Origin of the sequence: Flavobacterium sp. J49 (genome assembly GCF_011742145.1) — a bacterium.
In the GTDB taxonomy this organism is placed as follows: Bacteria; Bacteroidota; Bacteroidia; order Flavobacteriales; family Flavobacteriaceae; genus Flavobacterium.
The window spans coordinates 1-275 of record NZ_JAAQQU010000036.1 but is presented as its reverse complement, the minus strand read 5'-3'; the positions used below and the strand labels follow the sequence as shown (position 1 = coordinate 275).

The window sequence follows — 275 nt, the reverse complement described above, 5'->3', positions numbered from 1 at the left end:
TAAGGCGAAGTTCCACCGGTAGCCGTTACTGTTACACTTCCATTGTTTCCTGCAAAACAAGATACGTTGGTAGTGGTATTAGTAGAAGCCAAAGCCGTTGCCGGTTGCGTGATAGTTACACTTACGTTTGAAGTACATCCATTAGCATCGGTTACCACTGCGGTATAAGTACCGGCTAATAAATTGTTAGCGGTAAAGGTTGTGCCTCCATTAGACCATAAAATGGTATAAGGAGCCGTTCCACCGGTAGCCGTTACTGTTACACTTCCATTGTT

At 44.4% G+C, this 275-nt stretch carries 1 protein-coding gene; it reads right to left on the bottom strand.

Translation table 11 applies throughout. The features are described 5' to 3' along the window. Positions 1-275, bottom strand: a 275-nt coding sequence (locus tag HA632_RS00145; protein ID WP_176305220.1) for a hypothetical protein, incomplete at both ends; no start/stop codon positions are given.